The sequence below is a fragment of the Streptacidiphilus sp. MAP12-16 genome, assembly GCF_041262165.1.
Lineage (GTDB): Bacteria > Actinomycetota > Actinomycetes > Streptomycetales > Streptomycetaceae > Streptacidiphilus.
Map to the genome: position 1 here is coordinate 65,571 of NZ_JBGCBY010000011.1, position 23,035 is coordinate 88,605.

A 23,035-nucleotide genomic window follows, 5' to 3' on the forward strand; every position below is an offset into this window, starting at 1 on the left:
GGGCGGACCTCAACTCTTGACGGCCTCTGCGATCCGCAGGGCGGCCTGGGCGGGCGTGAGGTGCGAGGTGTCGACGACCTCGGCCTCGCCGTGTAGCCACGTGCGGGCCGCCTCGGCGTAGGGCTCAAGGTATGTGAGACGGAACGGGGAGGGGCCGAGAAGAGTGTCCCCCTCGATGCGCCCGCGGAGCGTGTCCTGGTCAGCGTGGAGGACGAAGTGCCGTACCGGAATGGCATATTGGGCGAGGCCGGTGCTGATCTCGCGCCAGTACTGCTCGACCAGGACAGTCATGGGCATCACCAGAGTGCCGCCGGTGTAGTCGAGTACGCGGCGGGCGGTCTCGACTACGAGTGGCCGCCACGGCGGCCAGTGCTGGAAGTTGTCCGTCCCGGGCAGCCCCGGCGTGATGTCCATGAGTGTCTCGCCGACCTTCTCGGCGTCGAACACCCGTGAATCCGGGATCAGCTGCTGCACGAGTGCACTGGTCGTCGTCTTGCCCGCGCCGTGGGTGCCGTTGAGCCATACGATCATGGGACCCAACGCTAGCGCTGCGCGGGCCGCGGGAACGCACAGCAGAAGTCCGGTACGGTTTCGGCGTTTCTCATGGACGCGGCCTCGGCCGGACCTGACCCGGTCAGGCTTGATCACCCGCCCGCCGGGCGAGCCGCATTGCGGCGGCTGCGCTCATGAACGCTTCAGGAACCTCAAATAGAACGCTGCGAACACCAGGACGATTCCGATGTTCACCATCAGCCGCTCCCAGAACTGGTGCCTGAAGAACAGGACGTCCACGCCAACCACGACGGCTACCAGCGCGAACACGTAGAGCACGACGACTGCCGGTCTTCCCATCCTTCCTTTCTACTCTCAAGTCCGGCACCCATGGTGGGCGTCGGCGGAGTGACAGATATCGCGACCAAGGGACAACTATCCTGACCAATCCCACGGAGGCTCGTCCTGGAGCTGTCCCCGCAGTCCCTTCCAGACCGGCTGGCGCAGCCGCCCGCGGTCGGTGAGCTCCGCGAACTCGACCTCGCCGGTCAGCTCCGGGCGCACCCAGCGGACCAGTTCGCCCCGGTCCAGACCGTCCAGGGGATCGGTGAACGGCGAGGTCCTGGCGTCCAGCCGACGCAGCACCGCGGCCAGAGCGCGGCGTTCGACCTGCGAGAAGCCGGTGCCGACCGCGCCGCGGTAGCGCAGGCCGCCCTTGCCGGGGACACCCACGAGCAGAGCCTTGACCATGTCGCCGTCCGGGCCGCCGGGCACCCACGCCCCCACGACGACGTCGAGGCTGTGCACGTGCTTGATCTTGATCCACTCGCGGGACCTCACCCCCGGCCGGTACCGCGAGTTCAGCCGCTTGGCGATCACCCCCTCCAGTCCCATCGCCTCCGTCCAGGCGAGTGCCTCGTCGGCGGCCTCGCCCGGCCAGCCGGGCGGCACGTGCACATGCCGGCTGCGCAGGTCCAGGGAGTCCAGGAGCGTACCGCGTCCGGCGTAGGGAAGGTCGGTGGTGCGGACACCGTCCTGCCACAGCAGGTCGAACACCATCAGCGTGACCGGGATTTCGTGCATCGCCGACTTGATCGCGGCCGGTTTGCGCAGCGTCATGCGTTCCTGGAGCTGCCCGAAGGAGGGTCTGCCGCTCGGGTCGAAGGCGACGATCTCGCCGTCCAGAATGAGGTCACGGCCCGGCAGCAGCTCCGGCAGCACCCCGAGTTCGGGGTAGCGGTCGGTGGCGTCGTTGCCGTTGCGCGACACCAGGCGCAGGCCCCCGGCACCGTCGAGGTACGCGAGGGTCCGCATGCCGTCCCACTTGCACTCCAGAGCCCACTGGTCGCGGTCCCGGGGCAGCGTTCCGGCGCTGGCGAGCATCGGGTCCAGCACCGGCAGGTCAACCGGTGCCTTCACCGCGTCGCTTCGGGGCATCACAACGCCTTACGGGTGGCGGTCTTCTTTGCCGGCGCCGGCGTCTTCTTTTCCGCGGTCTTCTTCTCGGTGGCCTTCTTCTCGCCGGCCTTCTTCGCCGCGGTCCTCGCGGTCGACTTGCGAGCGGTCGCCGCCTTGGGGCTGGGTTCGGGCGCGGACTGCAGATGGCGGTCGGCGGTGGACTTGCGTGCCCGACCGCCGCTGGACCCGGTCGCGGTCTGCTCCGCGGCCGGCCGGCGGCGGGAACGTTCGGGCCGCTCGACCTGCTCCGGCTGCTCGTCGTCGGCGGACCGGCGGGAGTCCCGGGCAGCGGAGACGCTCCGTTGCAGCAGCGCCATCAGGTCCACGACCTTGCCTTGGGGGGCCTGCGCCTCCGTCGTCGCGGGGGTGCGGACCGTGGCGTTCTCGAGCTTGGCCGCGACCAGTTCCTCCACCGCGGCCAGGTAGTCGTCGCTGTAGGCGTCCAGGTCCGCGGCGCCGAGCGTGTCGATCAGTACGTCGGCGAGGTCGAGTTCGGGGTCGGTCACGGTGACCCTGCCCTCGGGGGCGATGCCCTGCGTGGAGTTGATCTCGTCCGGCCAGAGCAGCTGGGTCATCAGCAGGATGTCGTCGTGGACCCGAATCAGGGCCAGGATCTCGTGGCCGCGCATCGCCAGCTTCGCCACCGCGCCCTTCCCGTTCCGGCGCAGGGCCTCGCGCATCAGGGTGTACGGCTTGGCGCCGGTCTTGTCGGGGGTCAGGTAGTAGGACTTGCCCAGCCGCAGCGGGTCCACCGTGTCGATCTCGACGAAGCCGGAGACCTCGATGGTGTGCGCGGTGGGCAGCGGCAGGTCGGCGAGATCCGGGTCCGTCACCACCGCGATGCGCCCGTCGGCGGCCTCGTAGCCGCGGACGATGTCGTCAGCGGCCAACTCCTCCTGGTCCAGCTCGCAGACCTTGCGGTAGCGCACCTGGCCGAGGTCCTCCTTGTGGAGCTGGCGGAAGCGCACGGTGTGCTCGGAACTGGTGGCGGACACGACTTTCACCGGGATGCTCACCAGCCCGAAGCTGATGGATCCGGTCCAGATGGAACGCGGCACGATCCACTCCGTTTCTCACACCCCCGCCGACGTACCCGGGATCGCGCACTCGATGGAGCATGACGCACGATTCGCCCCTTTCGGGGAGAATTAAAGGCTATGCCGGGAAAGACGCCCACGCAGGTCGATGGTCACCTCCTCGCCCTGTCCCACCTGGACAAACTGCTGTGGCCGGGGTTCACCAAGGGTGAGGCCCTGCACTACCTCGCGATGATCGCCCCCGTACTGCTCCCGCACACCGCAGGGCGTCCGGCCTCCTTCGTCCGCTTTCCGGAGGGCATCGACGGGCCGCGCTTCTACGCCAAGAACCCGCCGCCCGGCCTGCCGGAGTGGGTGGGCACGGCCCCCGTGCCGAGCAAGGAGGGACCAAAACGGAACGTCGTCGTCGAGACGCTGGGCGACCTCGTGGCCCTGGGCAACCTCTACGCGCTGGAGATCCACGTCCCGCAGTGGACCACCACCGGTGGCCCCGAGCGGCACGACCGGCTGGTGATCGACCTCGACCCCGGACCGGGCGCCGGCATGGCCGAGTGCTGCGCCGTCGCCCTGCTGACCCGCGAGCGCCTGGCCGACGACGGACTCACCGCCTGGGTCAAGACCTCCGGCTCCAAGGGCCTGCACCTCTACGCCCCGATCGCGGGCGCCACCGGCGAGGCGGTCCTGGGATACGCCAAGCGAGTCGCCCAACGTCTGGAACGCGATCACCCCGACCTGGTGGTCCACAAGATGCTCAAGGCGCTGCGCACCGGCCGCGTGCTGGTCGACTGGTCGCAGAACTCCACGTCGAAGACCACCGCGGCGCCGTACACCCTCCGCGCGGTCGATCCGGTCTCGGTGTCGGCGCCGATCAGCTGGGACGACGTGGAGGCCGGCCTCGCCGGGAGTGAGCTCGCGTTCACCCCCGACGAAGTCCTGCACCGGGTCGAGCGGCACGGCGACCTGCTGGCCGGACTGCTGGACCCGCGGGCGGCGCACGCCCTCCCGTAGGCGCGCGCGTCCGTGGGCAGGCCGTTCCGTGAGGTCAGGTCGGACCGGTGAGGTGGGCGCTGAGCCATTCGAGCGAGACCGGGAGCAGTCTGATCCACGTGGTGTAGTTGTGGCCTCCGCTGTCGACCGACGCCTCTGCCACGGTCATGGGGGCGCGCACCGCAGCGGCGAACGCCTGTGACTGTGCGTACGAATTTCCGTCCTGCTTGCTGGTGGCCAGCATCAGGGCCACCGCAGGCTGCGGGAGGTTGCCGAGCCGCCAGTTCAGATCAGCCTCGTTGCGCCGCTGCCGGCTGCCGCCGAAGAGGTCTCCGGTGGTGATGTCCTGGGCGGCCTTGAAGTATCCGGACAGGGCGACCGCGGTGGTGAACACGGACGGGGTCGTCATGGCGAGCTTGAGCGCGCAGTAGCCGCCGGTGGAGTCGCCGATGGCGCCCCAGCTGTGCGTCCCGCCCGCCACCCGGTATGAGGCCTCGATGTCCTGCGGCACGTCCCTGGTGAAGTACGTCTGCGCCTGCGGGCCGCCGGGGACGTCCTCGCACTCGCTGTCCCGAGGCATCGACGGGGAGGGGCGCATCAGGACCTGGACGGCGGGCGTCATCCTGCCGTCCTGCAGCAGTTGGAGCTCGGTGGCCGGGTAGTTCAGCTTGGTGATCAGGTTCTTGGCTTCACCGGGAAAGCCAGTCATGGCGATGATCGCCGGGAACTTCTTGTTCCGGAATGCGGGCTGGAAGTACTGCGGGGGCAGGTAGACGTATCCGTCGGTGGACAGACCGCTGGTCACGCCGGGGATCCGCACCTGGTCCAGTCGGCCGATCTGCGCAGGGTCCCGGCTGATGGCGTTGATGCCGCGGATGTAGTCGGTGCCGAGGGGCTGGACTCCGGCCGGGCGGCTGCCAGGGGTGCCGGGGTTCCTCCCGTTGCCGTTGCCGCCGCCCCTTCCTGTGCCGCCGCTGCTGTCCGGATTCGGGCTGGAGAAGTTGACCGGTCCCTTGTTGCCGGTGCCGAGCAGGTCTGACCAGCTGCTGTAGAACACGAAGTAGTTGTTGGCGATCAGGGCGAGCGTGCACAGCACCGCGACCTGCGTGACCACGATGGTGCCGAGCCGGGCGAACAGCGCGGGCCAGCTGTGCACGGCGAGTCGCGGCCAGATCCACAGCGTGCCGACCACCGTCAGGACGGAGAGAGCCACCGACAGCGCCAGCACCCTGTGACTGGTCAGACCCATGCCTCATCGCCCCCGGTCGTCCTCCGGCTCGTACGCTCTCCAGCGTGCACCTTGCGGCGGCCGGACGCTGCCCGAAGCCGCGAGTACGGGGGCTGAACCTCTGTCACGCCGCACTTCTGTCACTGTGCGCGGAGGTCAGGAGATGCCGCTCAGGTACACCCCCGATGCGTCCTGGCCTGCGGTGTTGCGGCAGGCGAAGTTGCCGGTCGGCTGGGCCTGGATCAGTGCGAGGCAACGGCCGAGGGCCAGTTGCGCGTAGTAGTTCGGGTGGAAGGACTCCTGCAGGGTTCCCTGGGTGGCGCCGGTGGTGAGGAACCGTGCCCACTCACTGGTGGTCGCGGACGGCGCCTGGGTGGAGCCGGCCAGTCGGGTCGCGGTGGAGCAGACCTCGCGGCCCTGCAGGAAATCGCGCAGGTCGAGGAACTGCACGCCGCGGGCCGCGGCGACGGCGGCGAGATGGTCGGAGATCTCCGGGACCAGGGTGTCGCGGGCCCAGTCCGAGTCGGCGTTCCAGAACGGGCAGCCACCGTTGTCGGTGCGGCTCCAGCCGCTCTCGGGGTACCGGTTCTCCGCGCTCCGCGGGATCGGGGAGGGGTACGACTGCAGCACGATCCGGTAGTCGGAGGCCGCGTAGCCGTCGGCGGACATCGCTGCGCGGATCTCGTCGATGGACTTCCCGACGTTCGCCATCGCGGTGCCCATCGCGGAGTCGATCGCGGCCTGCTGGGAGGGCTGGCAGTAGGAGTACCAGACCTCGTAGTCCTGAACGCAGTTGGAGATGACGTTGGCGAAGCCGAGGTCGTTGCCGCCGATGGAGAGCGTGACCAGACTGACGTTGTGGTGTGCGGCGATGGTCGCCAGCTGGTCGGCCTGCGGGGCCTCGCCCTTGAAGGTCTGGCCGCCGTCGGCGGCGCGGAAGACGTCGGCGGTGGTGGCGCCGGAGCAGGCGATGTTGATCGCCTGGGCGGTTCCGAACGCGCTGTCGACCTCGGCGGAGGCCGAGCGGTCGCACCCGCTCGAGTAGGTGCTGCCGTAGACGACGGTGGGGTCGTAGCCGCTGCCGGTGTAGGCACGGTCGGTGCCGTCGCGGCTGCCGCTGAAGGAGTCGCTGTTGCCCTGCCAGCGACCGGCCTCGCCGGAGATGTAGCTGTCGCCCATCGAGACGGTGACGGCCGGTCCGGCGACCGGACTGGCGTGGGCGGGAGCGGCCGCGACCAGCAGGCCGGTGGCGCTGAGGGGGAGGGCGAGCAGGGCGGCGGCGAGCCGTCCGGCTCTGTGAGTACGCGCGGGTCTGTCACAGCTTTTGGACACGGCGGAACTCCTGCGTTCGGCCTCCTGCGTGAGGGCGCAGAAGGCGCGCTGGGTGGGGGAGCCGCCGGCCGGTGACGCCAAGAATGTGGCATGCCGCCGTTTGTTACCGCTAGGTAGCTGCGCCATCTTTCTCGCTCGGTTACCGTTCGGTAACTGAGAGCTTCGACGGGGGGAGGGCACGCCGGTCGCAGGTCCCGCCGGCGCCGCCCGCCGCCCGGGCGAGCCCGTTGTCCGCCGTATGCTCAACTCCCGTGAACGATGCGGTACTTGACGTGCGTGACCGTCGGCGAGGCGATCACCTTGACAAGTTCCAGGGTGGGATCGCCGACATCGTCGAACAGTCGCTCGCCCGCCCCGAGGATGACCGGAACGATGTGGAGGTAGAGCTCGTCGAGCATCCCCGCCGCGAGGTACTGCCGCACCGTGCTCGCGCCACCGGCGATCGCGACATCCCGGTCGCCGGCCGCCGTCCGGGCCAGCTCGAGCGCGGACCCGATTCCCGTGGTGACGAAAGTGAACGTCGTGCCGCCCTGCATCGTCAGCGGCTCGCGCGGATGGTGGGTAAGCACGAACACAGGCGCGTGGTACGGCGGTTCCTCGCCCCACCAGCCCGTCCAGGTCTGGTCCCACGGCCCGTCGCCGCCGCCGAACATCTTGCGGCCCAGGACGTAGGCCCCCACACCTCGGACGACCTCGTCGACGACCTCCGCGTCGGCGTTGCGCTCGCCGCCCTCCAGCCCCTGCTGCGCGCGCCAGCTCTCGGTCGCGAAGGCCCACTGGTGCAGGCGCATGCCGCCTTCGCCGATCGGATCGTCAACGCTCTGGTTGGGCCCGGCGACGAAGCCGTCCAGCGACATCGAGATCTGGCAGGTGACCGCCCTCATACTCCGTGACCTCCGTCAGCAAGCGAAAACGACGGAGCCACGGTAACAACCAACGGCCTCGGAGCCCGGTAGGTTCGCCGTGTTCCACGTGCGGTGCTCGATTCCGCGCTTGGGCCGGTCCGGCCGGACCGGCCCCAAGGAGGGTGCTGAAGATCTAGGCCGGGCTCGCGGCGCCCTGCGCTCGCAACGACAGCGGCTCCGCCGCGGGCGCTTGCCGCGTTGTCTCCCCCACCCTTCGGGCGGGAGGTGCCCCCTGGTCGCCCTCTACCAACCACGGTTGGCTCCCTCCTCCGCCTTGCAATCGAAGCCGCATGACGCCGCTCCCTGATCCGGCCTAGATCTTCAGCACCCTCCTACGCAGTCACCGGCGGCAGGGTCATCCTCAGCTGGACCCCCCGCGCCAGCGGTTCGGCGCTGACCTGGCCACCGTGGGTCTCGGCGATCTGGCGGACGATCGCGAGGCCGAGACCCGAGCCGGGCAGCGAGCGGGCGGCAGGGGAGCGGTAGAAGCGGTCGAAGACGAAGGGCAGGTCCGCCTGGGGTATGCCCGGGCCCTGGTCGCTGACGGAGACCGCGCCGTCGGCCTCCACCCGCACCGACACCTCGCTGCCGTCGGGGCTCCACTTGACCGCGTTGTCGACCAGGTTGCCGATGGCGCGCTCCGCCGCGTCCGGGTCCACATGGACCAGACACTCCGTCAGCTCGGTGCGGAACCGCACCCGTCCGGTGCGGGCGGCGGCGCGGTCGACCACGCGTTCGGCGAGCAGGTCCAGGCGGGTGTCCTCGGTGTGAGCGCACTCGCGGCCGTAGCGGGCCAGGTCGATCAGGTCGTTGACCAGGCCGGTCAGCTCGCCGACCTGCCGCAGGGCGTCGCCGACGAGGGCCGGGGCCTGGGGATCGGCGAGGCCGGGGCCGTCCTGGAGCAGTTCGAGATTGGTGGTGAGGCTGGTCAGCGGGGTACGCAGCTCGTGCGAGGCGTCCGCGACCAGGCGGCGCTGTGCCTGCACGGAGCCGTCCAGGGCCGACATCATCGCCGCGAAGGACTGGGCCAGCCGGCCGATCTCGTCGCGCCCGCGCGCTTCCACTACGGCGCCCAGGTCCTGGGTGGCGGCGACCTGCTCGACGGTCTCGGTCAGCCGGCGGACCGGCCGCAGTACGCGTCCGGCCGCCAGCCGGGCGCCGAGCGCGGAGAGCAGGGTTCCGCCGACGACGATCGCGGCCAGCAGCAGGCGCAGCCGCCCCAAGGTGTCGCCGACCAGCGACTGCGGAATCGCCGCGCGCACGAGCGTGCCGCCCGAGTCGGCCAGCGGGGCGGTGTAGACGCGGTACCGGATGCCGTCGTGCACGGCGTTGCTGAAATAGGCGGGGCCCTGGCCTGCCGCCACCTGTACGTCCTGGCCGGTGACCGGTACGAAACCGTCGGTGGGGCCCGCGCTGACCGGCGGCAGCAGGAACTGCAGCGTGGTCCCGCCGACTTGGACGGTGCCGGCGGGGATCACCACTTGCCGGCCGGCCATGGCGGCCTTCATCTTGAACGCCTGGATCAGCTTGGGGGCCTCGGCGGTGGCGGCCACCAGCGTGCCGTCGTGCTGGGAGCTGAGGTTGGCGTCCATGGCGGGGTAGAGCACCAGCGAGGCCAGCAGCAGCATCCCGAGCACCACCGCGCCGCCGGCCAGCGCGACCCGGTTGCGCAGGCTCAAGCCTCCTCCCGCAGCACGTATCCGAGCCCGCGCACGGTCTGCACCAGTCGCGGCTCGCCGTCGGCCTCCAGCTTGGCGCGCAGGTAACTGACGTACACCCACAGCGCGTTGGAGGAGTGGCCGAAGTCGTATCCCCAGACCGCGTCGAAGATCAGGGTGCGGCTGAGCACCCGCTGCGGGTTGCGCAGGAACAGCTCGAGCAGGGCGTACTCGGTACGGGTCAGGTCCAGCACCCGGTCGCCGCGCCGGGCACGGCAGGCGGCGGTGTCCACTTCGAGGTCCGCGTAGCGCAGCAGCTCGCGGTCCGCCCCGCTCCGGCGCAGCAGTGCGCGCAGCCGGGCCCGCAGCTCCTCCAGTGCGAAGGGTTTGACCAGGTAGTCGTCCGCTCCCGCGTCCAGGCCGGCGACCCGGTCCTCGACCAGGTCCCGCGCGGTCAGCATCAGGATCGGGGTGCGGTCCCCGCGTTCACGCAGCCGGCGGCAGACCTCAAGGCCGTTGGGCGCGGGCATGAGGATGTCCAGCACGACCGCGTCGTGCCGCCCGCCGGCCAGTTGGTCCAGGGCCGCGAGGCCGTCGGCTGCCTGCGCGACCTGGTAGCCGTCCCGGCCCAGGGCGTGCAGCAGCGACCGCCGCACCGATTCGTCGTCGTCCACCACGAGCACGCGCATGGGCACAGCATTTCTCAAGAGCAGGTGAAGAGAACATAAGGGTGGTGCTGCCGGGACGTGCGCGTCCCGGCAGCACCAGGGGTCAGCCCTTGGGCGAGGGCGTCCCCGAGGGCCCGCCCGGAGACTGCTTGGCCAACTCCTGCTTGCCCAAGTCCTGCTTGACGTGGGTCAATGCCTGGACGAGCCGGTCCGTGCTCACCCCGAGCGACGTGGCCACGGCCGCGAACCCGGTCGACTTCGGGTCCACGCCGCCCGGTTGGGCCGACAGCGCGTCCAGCTGCTTGAGCGCCTGCTCGGCCTGCGCCTGGGTCACCCCGAGCTGCTTGGCCAGGTCGGCCGCGAACTCAGCGGGCTGGACACCGACCACGACCTGCTTCGCCCCGAACAGGTGCTGCAGTGCCGACTGCGCCTGACCGGTGGAGACGCCCAGGTCATGGGCGAAGAGCTGGACGGCGGCGGCGCCGGTCGGCGCACCGCCCTTGGCCAGGACCGTCTGCTTCAGATCCGCGAGCGCGCGGTCGACCGCGGCCGCGCTGACCCCGAGCCGCTCGGCGAGCGCCGCGACCAGCTGACCCTGGTCCCGGCCGACCTTCACCACGCATGCCGTGCCCCCGGGCCCCACCGGCTTCCCGGCCTTGGCCAGTTGTTGCAGCTTGGCCTTGAGTGCGGCGGCGTCGCCCGGCGGCAATGCCTTGACGTTGGCTTTCCCGTCTCCCGAAGGCACCTTGAGGACAAAACCCCCCGCCCCGGGCGCCGCCGACGGCGCAACCGAGCCCTTCCCCGCCATGTCGACGACCTGGCACGGCCGCTGACCCTGCTTGCCCGCGGCCGGACTCGGCGTCGAGGCCGAGGCCGCCGCCCCGGAGACCCCCGCAGCCACCACGACGGCCACCCCGCCCGCCACCAACATCCGCACCCTGCGACGCATCATCGCTCCCCTCCATGTCCCTTGAGCCCGGCAGCCGCCGGTCCCCACCCAGGAGCGAACCGCACCCGCTTCAGAGCAGGTCTCACAAAACCTTCACGCTTCCTTAGAGAGCGGCGCCGAACACCGCATCCTGCGGGGGCGGAGTTCAGCCGCGATCCGGAACCGACGGGCGACCGGATGCGGGTCGCGTATCTGGAGGACCCGGAAGGGAATCTGATCGAGCTTCAGGAAGGGCTGCCGCTGGGCAAGCGCCCTGGTCGCGCAGCGGGGTAGGAGGCGCCGACAGTCAGGTCCCGCAGGTTGAACGGCGGCAGGTCAGCTTCTTCGCACAGCCGCTTGAACTCGTCCGAGACGAACGCCGGGTGAAGCCACTCACCGGTTTTGGTCGTGAAGAACTTCCCGGTCTCGGTCCACTTCTCGCCGGAGAGAACAGCACCATGACCGACACTACCGAGGCCACCCGCGACCGGATCGCGCAGGAGACCGCCGAGTACATCGCCGGCGTCCTGACGCCGAAGAGCGCCACCGTCCACGCCGAACCCAACGTGAACGTGTTCTACGTCAGCAGCGAGCGGCCTCCGACCGCCGTCGCCGATTTCAAGGCCACGCTCCTCGACGGCCGGTTCTGGATCTCCTGGACCGACGAGGTCACCGCAGCCATGCGCGCTATCCACAGCCAGCCCTCGCCGCCGAGCAGGACGGCACCGCGGAGATGTGGGCCGAAGAGGTCGCCATGATGGCCGACTGCCTGCCGCCCGCCGTCCCTGGCCAGCCTGATCCGTACGCCGCCGACTGAGAAAGCCCATCGGGGCGGGCCCAGGCGAAGTAGGCCCGCCCCACCCCTGAGGGTCCACCCCCCGAAAGGCACCCCGTCAACAACTACTCCGCCATCATTCGCAACGGTGACGGCCACGGACACGCTCTCTTCACCGCCGCCGTCAAGAACACCGAGCAGGCCCTCGACGCCGGCTCGCAGCTCATCGAGACGCTCACCTAGGACGAACTTCGCCACGCCCTCGCCGCGCTCGCGGGCCAGCCCGCCAACTACTGCGTGCGCACCTACGGCTCGGAGCACAAGGCACTCGCCGCGCTCAACAAGATCGGCATCACGCTCGCATGACTCCCCAACCAGGACTGAACGACCAGCCCGGTCGGACGACGACTGGCCGGGCTGCCAAGGAGGAGACCCCGATGGCAGTCACGCGTGCCTGATATGTCAGCCAGCAGCCCGGCGGGCAGCACGCTCCGCCTTCTTCGCCGCAATCTCGGGATGCCGCTGCTCCCAGAACATGTACGCCACACCGACACCGGTCAGCACCGCCAGCACCGCACCGAGCGTCAACGACGTAGCCCACGAATAGTTGGAACCGAATCGGAAGCCGAGCGTGGTGATGGCATTGACGGCCAAGGCCCGAAGCCCCATGGCCAGCGGCTTGTTACGAAAGTCAGCAGACATGGGCGGCACCCTAAGCGACCAAGTCCAGCACCAACATCCCCGACGATCAAGGAAACGCAATCGTGACCCGCAAGCCCACCCGAACACGTGCAACCCGCCCGCCGGCGATCGTCGCCGCCAGGGGCCATAGCCCCGGAACGTAGCCGCCACCAACCCCAATACGGCAGCCCACACGATCACAGCAGCCAGATCGTGATCACCAAACCGTCCCCAGCCAGGAAGGAAACCGACATGGCACGCACCTGATCAAGGTGTCCCGCACCTCCTGGCCGCCCGTCGTCAAGGTCGTCTGCCCCGCCTGTCGCAGCGTCAGGAAAGCCCGACCCGTCGGAGTCGCCGCCCTCGACGGCAAGCGCAGGGAGGTCTTGCAGTGCACCTCGAAGGAACCGTACTCGCCGCCGCCGTCTCAGACGCGGGTAGGGACCATCCGGCGCGCCACGCCGCTTAGCGGTACCCCGCCCGACTCTCCCCTCGAAGCGAAGCTGATACTAGGGCGCCGTCGCCGAGGGGAATCATGGTCGCCAACATCAGCATCGCAGCGTTCGTCTGGCTGTTCTTCCTGACCATGACAGTGTTCATGGCGCGAGTGGCGTGGCTCTATTGGTTCCACCCCGACCGTGCACCGCGCATCAACCTGACCAAGTCCTCGGACCCGTCGGTGATCCGCGGACACGTCCGCGGCATCCTGCCGTTCGTCGGATTCCCGCTGGGTCTTACCGTCCTGTTTCCCGCGATACTCGCGAGCACCCTTGTAACCGGAACGTCGCACACCGTCTTCACGTTGATCGCCGGTGCGTGCATACCGGGCTTCATGCTTTCGTTGGCCGCACACGCCACCGTCGCGTGGTTCAACTGGCCGAAGTTCCTCGCACCACCCCATCTGCGGGACGAGACCGGCGACCGAGTGGTTGAGGCATCGCAGAGAGCTTCGAATCGCCCTCGAAGAGGCAGCAGAACGCGATGCCCTAGAACATCGCCCGAACGCTCACCAGTGACAGGATAATTCCACTTATCCTGTATGGCATGGATGCTGACGCTCTGCCAGTTCGCACTCCTCACTCGCCCTCCCGGGCCCCGGGCCGCTCACCCTCGACCTGATCGCGGGATGGCTGCTCGAGCAGACGTCCGAGAACACGCGGAAGGCGTACGGCAGGGACCTCGGCCGGTTCGCCGCGTTCCTCGGGCAGCACGGCGTCGACCTCCTCGAGGCCACCCGCCCTCAAGCCGCAGCGTGGGCCGAGTCGATGCGCCGCGACCTCAAGCCCGTCGGCAGCCGCCGCACCGGGGAGACCACCATCGCCCGCCGACTCTCCGCCGTGTCCAGCTTCTACAGCTACGCCGTCGACCAGGACGCCCGGCCCTCGAACCCGGTCAAGACGATGAAGCGCCCGCAGCCTGTCGGCGTCGACGAGGACCGGGTCGCCTGGTTGGACACCGCGCAGTCGAAGGCGTTCCTTGCGGCGGCCCGCGCGCACTCTGCCCGTGCCTTCGCCTTGGCGGCGGTGATGCTCACCACCGGCTGCCGCACCACCGAGGCCCTCGCCGCTGACGTCAGTGACTGGTCCTGGCGTGGTGGACACCGCTTCGTGACCGTCACCCGCAAGGGTGGGAAGCGCCAGGCCCTGCCGCTTGCACCCTGGGTCGGCGAGGCTGTCGACACCTACCTCGACGGCCGTGCGGACGGCCCGCTGTTCGCCACCGCCGCGCGCTCTGGTCACCACGGCCGGATGGATGAGCCCGCGCTGTGGCGTCCGGTGAAGCGCCTCGCCACCAAGGCCGGGCTACCCGCTGCGCTGGTCGCCGACCTGCACCCGCACAGCCTGCCGCACTCGGCGATCACCGGGGCGCTCGAGGCCGGCGGATCGCTGCGGGACGTGCAGGCCATGGCCGGCCACGCCGACGCCCGCACGACCGAGCGCTACGACCGCCTGCGCTGCCGCCTCGACTCCATCCCGGTCTACGCCCTGGCCGCCGCACTCGCCGACTGACGTGGTCGCTGGGTGGCACAGCGCTCCTCCAGCCGCACGGTTGAGAGCGGAGGTGATCGGCATGTATGACCTCCGCGCGCAGTACGAATGCAACACGCCCGGATCCCTTGAACAGCTGTGGCACATCACCCGCGAAGGGGCCCTTGTGAGCCTGTGCGGGAGACCACTCAGCCCGTCCGCAGAGGCTCACTCCCTGGGTTGACCCGCTCGTCGTAGACGGCACGCTGTGCGGGCCGTGTAAGAGGAATCTCGATGAGCTGCGGGGTGCGCAGAGTGAAACCGAGAGGTCCCGGTTGCCCGCCAGTGCCCGGATGCGGGTGGTGACGGCGGGGCGGCTCGTTGAGTCATGGGCGTCATCGTGATGATCGAGCCGCAAGCGGAGCACGCACCCAATTTCGACGCCAAGAACTGGGTGATCTCCGGCCTTCGAGCGGTCCACGCTGCCCTCACCGACCCCGAGGTCCCGGAGGATCCCGCTAACCAGACGCTCTGCGGCAGGGCCACTGCGAGGATGGAGAAGCACAGCTACCAGTCGCAGGGCCCGGGCGCGAGCTGGTACCCGCCGAACCTCACCCCGTGGGAGTGCAAGGCCTGCTCTCAGGCGCTGCGCCAGATCTGAGGCGGCGCAGCACTGCGACGCCGGGGCGTCCGCCCGTGTCCCGTACATCACCCGGACGGCCGGGCCGGTTCTGGTGCGGGGTAGGTGCGGAGGCCCCGCTCGACCCATGCCAGGGCCCCCGGCGGCCAGCTTGCGGACCGCGGCACGCCGTACATGGGCCACATGGTCGGCTACATCACGCAGCCCCTTCCGGTCGCCTCGCACGGTCTCGCTTGATCTGGCTTCAGCCAGTGACGGTGACGGTCCAGTCGCACTCGCTATTGATCTCTAGGTGGTGCTGCCCAGCGTTGTACTGCGGGCTGGAGCCAGCACCCTTGGTCTTGAGCTCGTTGACGAGGGGCATGCCGGTTTCGTCGGAGACCATGAAGTTGCCTTGGCTGCCAAAGCTGGCGCAGTCGAACGTGTAGGCGAGGGTCCAGTTCCCGGCGGCGGTGAACTGCGCCGAGTTCTTGATGCCGGTGCCCTTGAGCGTGAGCAGGGTCTTCGGCTTGGCGGGTGCGGGTGCTGGCGCACCTGCCCCGGTGGTGGATGCTGCGGGCGCGTCGGGTCCGGAGCTGGTGACGGTGGTTTTGGTGCCGCCGATGGCCGCGATGACGCCGATCACGACGGCTACCGCGACGACCGCGAGGCAGCCGATCCCGGCACACCCCTTCGCCTTGGACTTCGGTGCGGGTGCGGGCTGGCCGTACTCAGGCGTGGTCATGGCTCGGCTCCGTGAGGGTGGTGGCGGCTTTGTCCTGGCGGGAGCCTGCCAGCTATGGGAAGACTGTGCACACGGTGTGATGATTCCGTGATAGGCCGGAAGGGGTTGGCCATCTACTACTCCTCGCCAGGACGGCGCTACGGTGCGCAGCAGCCCGGTAACACGTCCGGGATCGAGCGAAAGGGTGACCACCATGAAGCTCAAGTTCCTCGGCACCACGTCCAAGGACGGCGACTGCCCCACCCTGTACGAGACCGAGACCGGTGACATCGTCGTCCAGGGCGACCGCCTCACCGACCCCGAAGCGCTGGAGCAGCTGCGCGACGTCAAGGACTCCGAGACGTTTGTCGTCATCCCCCGCGCCCTGCTCACCCGCTTCGCCCCCAAGGAGTAGCCCGCGTGTCCGACCTGATCAGCGGCCCCGCCATCACGGAGTTCTTCCGCGACGGCTTCCAGCACACCGCCTGGCGCTGGGAGACCCGGCGGGCCTACGGCGTCGCCGCCGAGACCGAGGCACTACTGGCGTTCCTGCGCGGCGAGGACGTATCCGACCCCGGGCGCCCCTGGCTGGCCCTGATCCGGCAGCTCACAGAGCAGCGGAAGACGGTGGGGCGCGTCCGCCTGGTCGACGATCCGCCGACGGACTACCAGCGGTTCCTGCTGGCGGACGTCACCGACAGCGTCGAGGCCGGCGAGGACATCCGGTACCTGCAGCGCTCCGAGGCGCAGCGTCACGGCCTGCCGGAACGCGACTTCTGGCTGTTCGACTCCCGCACCATCGGCATCTTCCACTTCGACGGTGACCGCTCCCTCGGCATGGCCCTGAGCGACGACCCGGCCGAGGTGCTGAAGGGCTGCCAGATCCGGGACGCTGCCCTGCACTTCGCGATCCCTGCCAGGGAGTTCAAGGCGCAGGTACCGTCGTCGGTGTGAGCACCGACTTCCAGCAGGCCCGGATCACCCTCGGTGCGCGGCTTCGGGAGCTGCGCACCGAGGCCGGGCTCACCGGTCGACAGCTGGCCTGCAAGCCTGGGCTGGCTGCCCTCCAAGGTCTCCAAACTGGAGAACGGCAAGCAGACGCCCAGCCTGGCCGACCTGGACGCGTGGGCGCAGGGTGTGGGCAATCCCGAGTCCGCGGTCGAGCTGAAGGGCCGGCTGCGGGGCTTCGAGACCCGGTACAGGTCCTGGCGCAGGCAGCTGGCCGGCGGCCACCGGGCGCGGCAGGAAGCCGGGATCGTCGAGCTCTCGCAGACGCGGGTGATGCGCGGCGCCGAGTTCGGCGTGATCCCGGGGATCTTCCAGACGGCGGAGTACGCCCGTGCAGTATTGACCCGCTACGTCGAGCTGCGCGGCACCGTCAGGGACGTCGAGCCCGCAGTGAGTGCGAGGATGCGCCGCCAGGAGGCGCTGTACGAGCCCGGACGGGAGTTCCATGCCCTGATCTGGGAGGGAGCGCTTCGAGTCCTGATCTGCCGTCCTGACGTCCTGGTGGGCCAACTGGATCGGCTCGTCGGTCTGCTGGGACTGGGCACAGTCTCGCTCGGCATCATCCCCTTCGAGGCACCGCTACGGATCGCACCGGGCGACGGCTTCTGGATCTACGACGACCGGCTCGTGATCTCCGAGACGTGGAACACCGAGATGTGGTTGGACGACGCCACGGACGTGGCCCTGTTCACCAAGATCTGGGACACCCTCAACGAGTCTGCGTTCTACGGTCCCCAGGCGCACCGCCTGATTGCCCGAGCGCGGGCCGCGCTGGACCTCGCGTAAGCAACTCTGCGAAGCAGACGAGCCCGCGAAAGCAACTCCGGGCAACTTCGGCACGTTGCGGCAACGCTGCTCTCTACGGTTCTGGTCATGGCGGATGTAGTGAGCCCCTCCACGCTCACGCTGCCCGAGGCACTGGGGGCACCCATGATGCAGCCACTGACCGAACCGAGCACCACCAGGCCGCGCCTGACACCCGCGCAGGACTTCCGGGTACGCGTGGCCCGCATCGACCTCGAACGGGCCCGGCAGCTCGACCTCGGGGGTGCGCCGCCGGCGGAGCTGGTCCTCACCGTGAGCAGTCTGATCGGCTCCGTCCTCGACCTGCTGCGGCTCGTTGGCGACCTGGCGGAGGTGACCGAGTGAGCATGCCGACCAAGCCGCGGCCTGCGGGCCGGACGTGCGACTACTGCGAGCAGCCTGCCGAGGGTGTGATGGTGCGCCGGCGCCCGGGTGATCCCACCTCGAAGCGTGTCGACGTCGGCCACGACGCCTGCTACCGAACGTTCATGGCTGGCCGCGGCGGACGGCCAGCGCGATGACTGAGCACCCCGACGACACCGTGTTCCTCGACGCGCGCAGGCGTGGACCAACAGCTGGTTGCGCTACTACTGCGACAAGTGCGCCGAGCGCGCGGCGACGATCCCGGTCGGGCACATCGAGGGCGCGTCCGGCCCTGGCTATGAGCTGCGGTTCTGCCGGGCCTGTGTCGCGCTGTTCCTGCGACGTGCCCGGTTCGCCGCGGCGCAGGCGCAGCGCCCGTTCGTGCCTGCCCTGCCGGACCTGTCGCCGACCTGACTCATGGTCTGCCGTCCGGTTGTCCACGCCCCCCAGGCGGACCCGGGCGGCGCTGTACGGGCCGCCCTGCCGCTGCGTGGAGGCGCGGCAGGGCGGCCTGACGGGGTTCGTAAGGCGGGCATGTCACATGCCGTATGCGGCGCCGTCCCGTGTCTCGCCCGCGGGAGGGGCGGTGAGGGTCAGCGTCTTGTTGTAGTCGGTGAAGTCAAGCTGGCCGTTGTCGGCCCCGGTGGTGACGACCCGCAGGATTAGCGGGGTCGCGGAGTCGGAAATGTCCATGGTGCCTCCGGCACCCGTCCCGTCGATCGGGATGACTTTCTGGCCGTTGACAGTGGCGATGGGGCCCTTGGTCGCCCCCGAGACATTTCCGATCGAGTCGGTCATGTTCTTGGTCAGGTCGCACAAACCGGCGAGTGATCCCAATCCGCTGCTCTTGGCGCTGGTCGAGTAGTACTTACCGGTGAGCGCTTTCAGGGTGGCCGGGTCGCTCCCCCCTACCGACTTCCAGAAGACGGTGTCCGGCTTCATCCACACCTTGGTACCGATGACCACGATCTCGAACGAGCCGGAACTGCCCATGGAAATCTTTCCTGTGCAGCCCCGGCCAGGGGCGATCGACACGTCCATGGACATCGACGTACCCGAGGACTTGCCATTGCCGACCATGCGGACCGACTTTGCTGCCTTGAGGTTCGCGATGGCCTTCGTCGCTACCTCGCCAGCGCTGAGGCCGTCGAGCGGCCCTGCGGATGATGAAGGCGCGGCCGGGGCGGACGCTGCTGCCGGGCTGGCCTGGCTCGCCGGGTTGGTGCCGCCGCTGCCGCAGGCCGTCGCCCCGGCTGCGAGCGTGGCGCAGAGGAGCGCGGTTGAGGCCGCACGCTGACTGGTGTTCATGGAGTAGTTCCTGCCCTGGTTTCCACAGGGAGGCTGCACGGACGGCGCCTCCCCTGCGCGCGTGCTCGCTGCACAGGCGCCACATATTCGCACATAGAACCGATGGAATTTCAGTCAGCCCTGACGCAGGGTTGGAGGAGTGTCGTCCCCGCCAGTTGTGACCGTCCTGACCACAACTGGACGGCAGTCGTAGGCATATCCCACGGTTCAGTTGTCGCCGTCTCAGCAACGACTCGCCCAGCAACCGTGACCCGGACGGACGCGGTTGCGGCTTCGGGATGCCGATCCGCGGCGCAGCGGGGACTCTGAACACATGAGCGACACCACGCCCGACCCGGCTCACCAGCATCACGCACACGTCGTGGTTCACCGACCGCTCGGCGACGAGGTCGCCATCGCCTACCGGAACGTGGACATCCTCGGCACACGGGTCGGCAAGGCGTACCGGCTGGAGGACGTCGTCTAGTTCATGCGCCGCGCCGGCCTGGAGGATGTGCACTACGAGGATCCGCAGTTCGTGGAGTGGCAGGGCGGCGGACCCGACGTGTGGGAGTGAGGGTCCAGGCATGTCCACCTCGGTGGAACCAGCGTTCAGCGTCGGCGTATCGGTTGTGCCGAGAGATCGTGTTTGTCGGCGACCGAGGCAAGGGTCTCGGACCAGGGTGTCCCCAGGAGGAGGCCGTTGAAGGCCAGCATCGCGTCATACAGCACATGCAGCGAGAAGAGCTGACATGGGACCGCCTCCGGAAACAGTGATTCCTGGCTTATCTGGAAGCCGTTCTCCTGGTCCCTGAAGTACAACTGCGCGCCAGTCAGGCTGGGGTGCGCGAAGCGCGACTCGACCTGGTAGTACGCCCGGAGGGTGTGAGACTCATACGCCCTGAACAGGTGGTCGATCTTGCGAAGCCGCTCATCGGGATGAGGAGGAATGTCCGTGGCGACCGTGGCCTCCAAAACCGCGTAGGCATCCGACTGCATGGTGTGCGTCATGTCGGCAGCTCGCAGCATGTTCGCCAGCTGAATCTGGTCCTGCTGGAGTCCGCGGTTGAAGACATCGACCACCGAGTCCCCCTCGTCGGCAAGCCAGAGCAGCGTCATCGTGTGTTCAACGGCGGCTCGCCTGTTCGGTGCGGCAGCGGCGCAGCGCTGCTCCCGATGGAGCAGGAGCACAGCGCTGATCTGATCTCTGATGAGGAAGAACCAGCCCCAGCCCACCACGGCCGCGCGGTTCTGCGGATCCAGGTGCTCATGGAGGTCTGGGGTGATCAGCTCTTCGAGTCGGAGGATGGTCACTGCCGGATCGGGTGGCGTCATGCGCTCGATGATGGTGTCGGTTGATGGCGAGGGCTATCGAATTGATCGGTGGAGCCGCCGGGCCCGGATGTGGAGTCCGCGGCCGAGGCGCCCTGCCCAGCTCTCCACGTGTGGCGGGCCAGCAGCATCCCGCGGAACCGCTCCGTAAAGACACTTGATCGCTCTACCGTGTTCCACATGGGGAAGTGGGACGGAACAGCAGACAAGAGACGCCCGTGGCCGCCGCGCGCACGGAAACTGGCGGGCAACGCACTCATCCTGGTCATCGTGGGCTTCGTCTTCCTGGTGGTCGCCGTGCTCCTTCTGCCGGGGCCGGCGGGGTCAGGTACCGTTCCGGGATCGTCACCGGGATCCACGGTCGACATCGCGGGCATCATCACCGCCGCCACCGGGCTCATCTCCGCCATCGCTGGCCTCATTACCGCCATCGCTGCGCTGCGCGTCGCAAGAGCGCCTCAGCCACCGGCCGTGACTGCACAGCCCGGCGGCTTCGGGCCGCCGCCGATCATGGGGGCACCGTGGCCGGCGCAGTCCTCGCAGCAGACCTCCCTTTCGCCGCCGGGCGCGAATCCGTGGCACATGCCACCAGCGTCGCCGTACCCGCCAGCTGGCCCGCCGAACTGAGCACAAGTCAGGGATGTCACAGACCTGCCCGATTCCTCTCTCCAGGCCCTTTCCGGGCTACCTCTGGGGCTGCCTCCCTGCCTCCCTGAACGGCCATCGCCGCAGGTCAGGCCCGGGGAGTTGGGTCAGGGAGGCGGATAGGGAGAACTCCCCGCCTCCCCGGCCGCCTCCCTGGATCAAAACTCGTCCCCGTCGTCCTCCGCGGCCCGCTCGGCGAGCGCTTCGAGGACTCGGTCGCGGCTGACGACCATGTTGCCGTTGGACTTGTACGGGGCCGCCCCGAAGGGCTCCAGGGCCTGCTTGAGATCGGATGCGGTCCAGCTGCGGTACTCGGTCGGGTTGCGCTGCGCCAGGTGCTGGCGGACCTCGTCGGTGCCCATGCGGGGCTCGTTGCCGATGACGGCGGCGATGGCGGAGAGGTGGTCGACTGGTGCGGCCGGCTCGACGGCCGCGCGGGTGGTGACGCCGGACCGGAGGGCCTTGGCGCGGTTGGTGATCTGCACGGCCTCCTCGTCGTTGATGTAGTGCGTGCGCACGTTGAGCGACACCTGTGCCGGCGGGAGCTGCACGCCGTCGCCAGCGACGACCAGCTGCCCCTTGTCCAGGCCCTGCCGGAGCTTGTGGGGTGCGGCGCCGGCCTCGACCGGCGATTCGCCGAGCGCCATCCGGGCCTGCGACTCGGTGCCCAGGACCAGCGCGGCGCGGATGTGATTGCCTTCGCGGGAACGCTTGGGCAGGTTCTGGTCGGTCGGGTCCTGGGTGCCTTCCCAAATCGTGACATTCACGGCACGGCCCTGGTCGTGAATGCCCTTGACCGCCTGGAAGTAGCGGCTGGTCGCCTTGGCCCCGCCGAACGGGCGCTTGTCCAAGCCGACGGCCGCAGACCCGTAGGCCACCTGCGCCTCGTCCACGATCACGACCAGCGGCGTGAACACGGTGCCCTTCGGTGCCATCAGCCGGCGCTGCATCTCGATGAACACCTCCTCGACCATCTCGGTCACCAGGACGACATGGTCATCGGTCGGGCCCTCGATCAGCACCGAGGCGAGGCCCTCGAACATGGACCAGTCACCCACCCCCTTGAGGTCCCCGAGCCGGAAGTCGACCGTGGGGTCCAGGGCCAGCCACAGCGCCAGGGCCCGCAAGGAAGCCGTCTTGCCCTGGTTCGACAGTCCGGTGACCAGCACGTGCTTCTGGAACAGGCTGAGGGTGGCGGCATCACCGCGCAGGTCCAGGCCCCAAGGAGCGCGGCCGGTCTTGTAGTTGGCGGTCATGGTGGGGTCAGTGACCAGCGGCGAGGCGGGCACGGGCTCGTCCAGGGCGCCGCTGTCGGCGATCCACAGGCGCACGGTGCGGGCGGCCGGGGCGACGCTGATATAGAGCTCGTGTTCGTGGCGTCCCAGGTTCTCCGCCATCTTCCGGCGCCGGTTCATGACCTCTTCGGTGGGTGATCCGGAGGGCAGGTGGACGTCGACCTCGACGCCGCAGCCGGCCATGGTGATCGGTCCGAGCATCGCGGCACCAGCGTCGCCCATCTCGCGGATCGCGTTGCGCAGCGGGGCGACACCGAGGTCGCGCAGCGCGGTGACGACGATGGACGGGGTGATCGGTGCGCCCTCGTTGCTGGGCTTGCCGCCGGGCAGCATCCACGCCGGAGCAGCGCCGTGCCGCCTACCAACCGCCCACAAGGCAGCCAGGGCGACGAACGGGGCCGCGGCGAGGGCCGGGCCCCAGAGGACGGCGATGACGGCGCAGATCCAGGCCACGGTGTCGACGGCGCCAGTGATCGGCACCAGGACATCACGGACCTGGTGCTCGGCGACGGCCATCACGATGCCGATGGCCAGCAGCGTGCCGGTGCCGGGGAGCGTGGCGATGGCCGTGCCGCGGGCGAGGTGGATCGGCGCGGCGAGCAGGTCCATGCGCCGCCGGTGGCGGGCGGCGCGGAACGATGCTCCGCGCGCTTCCCACTCCTGGGCTGCCTCGATGTTCCCGACGGCCTCGGCGGCGCGGATCATGCGCTCGTAGCGGGCTGCGGTGTGTCCGTCCCAGGCGCGGCGAGTGGCGACCAGGCCGCCGGCGGCGACGAACGACGGGTGCCGGACCAGGAACCGGCCCAGCGCGACCGTGCGCTCATGCGTGGCGGCAACCCGGA

At 69.3% G+C, this 23,035-nt stretch carries 26 protein-coding genes and 1 pseudogene; 12 read left to right on the forward strand and 15 right to left on the reverse strand.

The window, feature by feature from the left end:
* Window positions 1–9: 9 nt before the first annotated feature.
* From ABIA33_RS16665 to ABIA33_RS16680, 4 genes are all read right to left on the reverse strand, one after another.
* Complete coding sequence (locus ABIA33_RS16665) at window positions 10–531, reverse strand: ATP-binding protein (RefSeq protein WP_370082178.1); 522 nt, start codon at window positions 529–531, stop codon at window positions 10–12.
* A 153-nt stretch (window positions 532–684) separates the two neighbouring features.
* The gene (locus ABIA33_RS16670) at window positions 685–852 is read right to left on the reverse strand and encodes a hypothetical protein (protein ID WP_370082180.1); all 168 of its coding nucleotides are present in this window, start codon (window positions 850–852) and stop codon (window positions 685–687) included.
* 75 nt (window positions 853–927) lie between these two features.
* Complete coding sequence (gene ligD, locus ABIA33_RS16675) at window positions 928–1,929, reverse strand: non-homologous end-joining DNA ligase (protein WP_370082182.1); 1,002 nt, start codon at window positions 1,927–1,929, stop codon at window positions 928–930.
* A complete protein-coding gene (locus ABIA33_RS16680; RefSeq protein WP_370082185.1) occupies window positions 1,929–3,008 on the reverse strand; it encodes a Ku protein in 1,080 nt (359 codons plus the stop codon). Before ABIA33_RS16680 ends, ligD (ABIA33_RS16675) begins: the two co-directional genes overlap by 1 nt.
* Before the next feature lie 99 nt (window positions 3,009–3,107).
* Here ABIA33_RS16680 and ligD (ABIA33_RS16685) point away from each other — a divergent pair, with 99 nt between their 5' ends.
* Window positions 3,108–3,995, forward strand: coding sequence for a non-homologous end-joining DNA ligase (ligD, locus tag ABIA33_RS16685; protein WP_370082187.1), 888 nt, complete (start codon window positions 3,108–3,110; stop codon window positions 3,993–3,995).
* A 34-nt stretch (window positions 3,996–4,029) separates the two neighbouring features.
* On the opposite strand, the gene ABIA33_RS16690 is transcribed toward ligD (ABIA33_RS16685), so the two are convergent.
* The 6 genes from ABIA33_RS16690 to ABIA33_RS16715 form a co-directional block, all read right to left on the reverse strand.
* Complete coding sequence (locus ABIA33_RS16690; RefSeq protein WP_370082189.1) at window positions 4,030–5,223, reverse strand: alpha/beta hydrolase; 1,194 nt, start codon at window positions 5,221–5,223, stop codon at window positions 4,030–4,032.
* 135 nt (window positions 5,224–5,358) lie between these two features.
* Window positions 5,359–6,534 carry a GDSL-type esterase/lipase family protein gene (locus ABIA33_RS16695; RefSeq protein WP_370082191.1) on the reverse strand — a complete coding sequence of 392 codons (1,176 nt, stop codon included), beginning with the start codon at window positions 6,532–6,534 and terminating at the stop codon, window positions 5,359–5,361.
* A 242-nt stretch (window positions 6,535–6,776) separates the two neighbouring features.
* Window positions 6,777–7,418 carry a dihydrofolate reductase family protein gene (locus ABIA33_RS16700; RefSeq protein ID WP_370082193.1) on the reverse strand — a complete coding sequence of 214 codons (642 nt, stop codon included), beginning with the start codon at window positions 7,416–7,418 and terminating at the stop codon, window positions 6,777–6,779.
* Between the two features lie 353 nt (window positions 7,419–7,771).
* Window positions 7,772–9,118, reverse strand: a complete 1,347-nt coding sequence (locus ABIA33_RS16705; RefSeq protein WP_370082195.1) for a sensor histidine kinase — start codon at window positions 9,116–9,118, stop codon at window positions 7,772–7,774.
* Window positions 9,115–9,786: a response regulator transcription factor gene (locus ABIA33_RS16710; RefSeq protein WP_370082197.1), complete on the reverse strand. Its 672-nt coding sequence runs from the start codon at window positions 9,784–9,786 to the stop codon at window positions 9,115–9,117. Before ABIA33_RS16710 ends, ABIA33_RS16705 begins: the two co-directional genes overlap by 4 nt.
* An 82-nt stretch (window positions 9,787–9,868) precedes the next feature.
* Window positions 9,869–10,717: a hypothetical protein gene (locus ABIA33_RS16715; protein WP_370082199.1), complete on the reverse strand. Its 849-nt coding sequence runs from the start codon at window positions 10,715–10,717 to the stop codon at window positions 9,869–9,871.
* 434 nt (window positions 10,718–11,151) lie between these two features.
* Here ABIA33_RS16715 and ABIA33_RS16720 point away from each other — a divergent pair, with 434 nt between their 5' ends.
* Complete coding sequence (locus ABIA33_RS16720; protein ID WP_370082201.1) at window positions 11,152–11,451, forward strand: hypothetical protein; 300 nt, start codon at window positions 11,152–11,154, stop codon at window positions 11,449–11,451.
* 479 nt (window positions 11,452–11,930) lie between these two features.
* Here ABIA33_RS16720 and ABIA33_RS16725 read toward each other — a convergent pair whose 3' ends face one another.
* Window positions 11,931–12,170, reverse strand: coding sequence for a hypothetical protein (locus ABIA33_RS16725; protein WP_370082203.1), 240 nt, complete (start codon window positions 12,168–12,170; stop codon window positions 11,931–11,933).
* Between the two features lie 514 nt (window positions 12,171–12,684).
* On the opposite strand from ABIA33_RS16725, the gene ABIA33_RS16730 reads away from it, so the two are divergent.
* From ABIA33_RS16730 to ABIA33_RS16740, 3 genes are all read left to right on the forward strand, one after another.
* A complete protein-coding gene (locus ABIA33_RS16730; protein WP_370082205.1) occupies window positions 12,685–13,173 on the forward strand; it encodes a hypothetical protein in 489 nt (162 codons plus the stop codon).
* Window positions 13,174–13,279: 106 nt separating this feature from the next.
* Window positions 13,280–14,158: a tyrosine-type recombinase/integrase gene (locus tag ABIA33_RS16735; RefSeq protein ID WP_370082499.1), complete on the forward strand. Its 879-nt coding sequence runs from the start codon at window positions 13,280–13,282 to the stop codon at window positions 14,156–14,158.
* 346 nt (window positions 14,159–14,504) lie between these two features.
* Complete coding sequence (locus ABIA33_RS16740; RefSeq protein WP_370082207.1) at window positions 14,505–14,777, forward strand: hypothetical protein; 273 nt, start codon at window positions 14,505–14,507, stop codon at window positions 14,775–14,777.
* 223 nt (window positions 14,778–15,000) lie between these two features.
* On the opposite strand, the gene ABIA33_RS16745 is transcribed toward ABIA33_RS16740, so the two are convergent.
* Window positions 15,001–15,480: a hypothetical protein gene (locus tag ABIA33_RS16745; protein WP_370082209.1), complete on the reverse strand. Its 480-nt coding sequence runs from the start codon at window positions 15,478–15,480 to the stop codon at window positions 15,001–15,003.
* A 193-nt stretch (window positions 15,481–15,673) separates the two neighbouring features.
* Between ABIA33_RS16745 and ABIA33_RS16750 the strand changes: the two genes are divergently transcribed.
* The 5 genes and pseudogenes from ABIA33_RS16750 (at window position 15,674) to ABIA33_RS16770 (ending at window position 18,048) form a co-directional block, all read left to right on the forward strand.
* On the forward strand, window positions 15,674–15,874 hold the full coding sequence (locus ABIA33_RS16750; RefSeq protein WP_370082211.1) for a hypothetical protein: 201 nt from the start codon (window positions 15,674–15,676) through the stop codon (window positions 15,872–15,874).
* A gap of 5 nt (window positions 15,875–15,879) precedes the next feature.
* A complete protein-coding gene (locus tag ABIA33_RS16755; protein WP_370082213.1) occupies window positions 15,880–16,413 on the forward strand; it encodes a DUF6879 family protein in 534 nt (177 codons plus the stop codon).
* Window positions 16,410–17,253 (forward strand): annotated as a pseudogene (locus ABIA33_RS16760) (helix-turn-helix domain-containing protein). The gene ABIA33_RS16755 and the pseudogene ABIA33_RS16760 overlap by 4 nt, the downstream one beginning before the upstream one ends.
* Before the next feature lie 87 nt (window positions 17,254–17,340).
* Window positions 17,341–17,616, forward strand: coding sequence for a hypothetical protein (locus tag ABIA33_RS16765; RefSeq protein ID WP_370082215.1), 276 nt, complete (start codon window positions 17,341–17,343; stop codon window positions 17,614–17,616).
* A 234-nt stretch (window positions 17,617–17,850) separates the two neighbouring features.
* Window positions 17,851–18,048 carry a hypothetical protein gene (locus ABIA33_RS16770; protein WP_370082217.1) on the forward strand — a complete coding sequence of 66 codons (198 nt, stop codon included), beginning with the start codon at window positions 17,851–17,853 and terminating at the stop codon, window positions 18,046–18,048.
* 123 nt (window positions 18,049–18,171) lie between these two features.
* On the opposite strand, the gene ABIA33_RS16775 is transcribed toward ABIA33_RS16770, so the two are convergent.
* Entirely contained in the window at window positions 18,172–18,942 is a 771-nt protein-coding gene (locus ABIA33_RS16775) for a hypothetical protein (RefSeq protein WP_370082219.1), read from the reverse strand.
* Window positions 18,943–19,255: 313 nt separating this feature from the next.
* Between ABIA33_RS16775 and ABIA33_RS16780 the strand changes: the two genes are divergently transcribed.
* Window positions 19,256–19,408, forward strand: coding sequence for a hypothetical protein (locus ABIA33_RS16780; RefSeq protein WP_370082221.1), 153 nt, complete (start codon window positions 19,256–19,258; stop codon window positions 19,406–19,408).
* A 125-nt stretch (window positions 19,409–19,533) separates the two neighbouring features.
* On the opposite strand, the gene ABIA33_RS16785 is transcribed toward ABIA33_RS16780, so the two are convergent.
* Window positions 19,534–20,256, reverse strand: coding sequence for a DUF5677 domain-containing protein (locus ABIA33_RS16785; RefSeq protein ID WP_370082223.1), 723 nt, complete (start codon window positions 20,254–20,256; stop codon window positions 19,534–19,536).
* A gap of 267 nt (window positions 20,257–20,523) precedes the next feature.
* Here ABIA33_RS16785 and ABIA33_RS16790 point away from each other — a divergent pair, with 267 nt between their 5' ends.
* On the forward strand, window positions 20,524–20,880 hold the full coding sequence (locus ABIA33_RS16790; RefSeq protein ID WP_370082225.1) for a hypothetical protein: 357 nt from the start codon (window positions 20,524–20,526) through the stop codon (window positions 20,878–20,880).
* Window positions 20,881–21,056: 176 nt separating this feature from the next.
* On the opposite strand, the gene ABIA33_RS16795 is transcribed toward ABIA33_RS16790, so the two are convergent.
* Complete coding sequence (locus ABIA33_RS16795) at window positions 21,057–22,898, reverse strand: ATP-binding protein (protein WP_370082227.1); 1,842 nt, start codon at window positions 22,896–22,898, stop codon at window positions 21,057–21,059.
* Window positions 22,899–23,035: the final 137 nt, after the last annotated feature.

What these genes read in the sequence shown, in the direction of transcription:
- ABIA33_RS16665 (WP_370082178.1), bottom strand. Translation starts at nt 531, where the DNA reads ATGATCGTATGGCTCAACGGCACCCACGGCGCGGGCAAGACGACGACC.
- ABIA33_RS16670 (WP_370082180.1), bottom strand. Translation starts at nt 852, where the DNA reads ATGGGAAGACCGGCAGTCGTCGTGCTCTACGTGTTCGCGCTGGTAGCC.
- ligD (WP_370082182.1), bottom strand. Translation starts at nt 1,929, where the DNA reads ATGCCCCGAAGCGACGCGGTGAAGGCACCGGTTGACCTGCCGGTGCTG.
- ligD (WP_370082187.1), top strand. Translation starts at nt 3,108, where the DNA reads ATGCCGGGAAAGACGCCCACGCAGGTCGATGGTCACCTCCTCGCCCTG.
- ABIA33_RS16690 (WP_370082189.1), bottom strand. Translation starts at nt 5,223, where the DNA reads ATGGGTCTGACCAGTCACAGGGTGCTGGCGCTGTCGGTGGCTCTCTCC.
- ABIA33_RS16700 (WP_370082193.1), bottom strand. Translation starts at nt 7,418, where the DNA reads ATGAGGGCGGTCACCTGCCAGATCTCGATGTCGCTGGACGGCTTCGTC.
- ABIA33_RS16710 (WP_370082197.1), bottom strand. Translation starts at nt 9,786, where the DNA reads ATGCGCGTGCTCGTGGTGGACGACGACGAATCGGTGCGGCGGTCGCTG.
- ABIA33_RS16715 (WP_370082199.1), bottom strand. Translation starts at nt 10,717, where the DNA reads ATGATGCGTCGCAGGGTGCGGATGTTGGTGGCGGGCGGGGTGGCCGTC.
- ABIA33_RS16720 (WP_370082201.1), top strand. Translation starts at nt 11,152, where the DNA reads ATGACCGACACTACCGAGGCCACCCGCGACCGGATCGCGCAGGAGACC.
- ABIA33_RS16725 (WP_370082203.1), bottom strand. Translation starts at nt 12,170, where the DNA reads ATGTCTGCTGACTTTCGTAACAAGCCGCTGGCCATGGGGCTTCGGGCC.
- ABIA33_RS16730 (WP_370082205.1), top strand. Translation starts at nt 12,685, where the DNA reads ATGGTCGCCAACATCAGCATCGCAGCGTTCGTCTGGCTGTTCTTCCTG.
- ABIA33_RS16740 (WP_370082207.1), top strand. Translation starts at nt 14,505, where the DNA reads ATGGGCGTCATCGTGATGATCGAGCCGCAAGCGGAGCACGCACCCAAT.
- ABIA33_RS16745 (WP_370082209.1), bottom strand. Translation starts at nt 15,480, where the DNA reads ATGACCACGCCTGAGTACGGCCAGCCCGCACCCGCACCGAAGTCCAAG.
- ABIA33_RS16750 (WP_370082211.1), top strand. Translation starts at nt 15,674, where the DNA reads ATGAAGCTCAAGTTCCTCGGCACCACGTCCAAGGACGGCGACTGCCCC.
- ABIA33_RS16765 (WP_370082215.1), top strand. Translation starts at nt 17,341, where the DNA reads ATGGCGGATGTAGTGAGCCCCTCCACGCTCACGCTGCCCGAGGCACTG.
- ABIA33_RS16775 (WP_370082219.1), bottom strand. Translation starts at nt 18,942, where the DNA reads ATGAACACCAGTCAGCGTGCGGCCTCAACCGCGCTCCTCTGCGCCACG.
- ABIA33_RS16780 (WP_370082221.1), top strand. Translation starts at nt 19,256, where the DNA reads ATGAGCGACACCACGCCCGACCCGGCTCACCAGCATCACGCACACGTC.
- ABIA33_RS16785 (WP_370082223.1), bottom strand. Translation starts at nt 20,256, where the DNA reads ATGACGCCACCCGATCCGGCAGTGACCATCCTCCGACTCGAAGAGCTG.
- ABIA33_RS16795 (WP_370082227.1), bottom strand. Translation starts at nt 22,898, where the DNA reads ATGATCCGCGCCGCCGAGGCCGTCGGGAACATCGAGGCAGCCCAGGAG.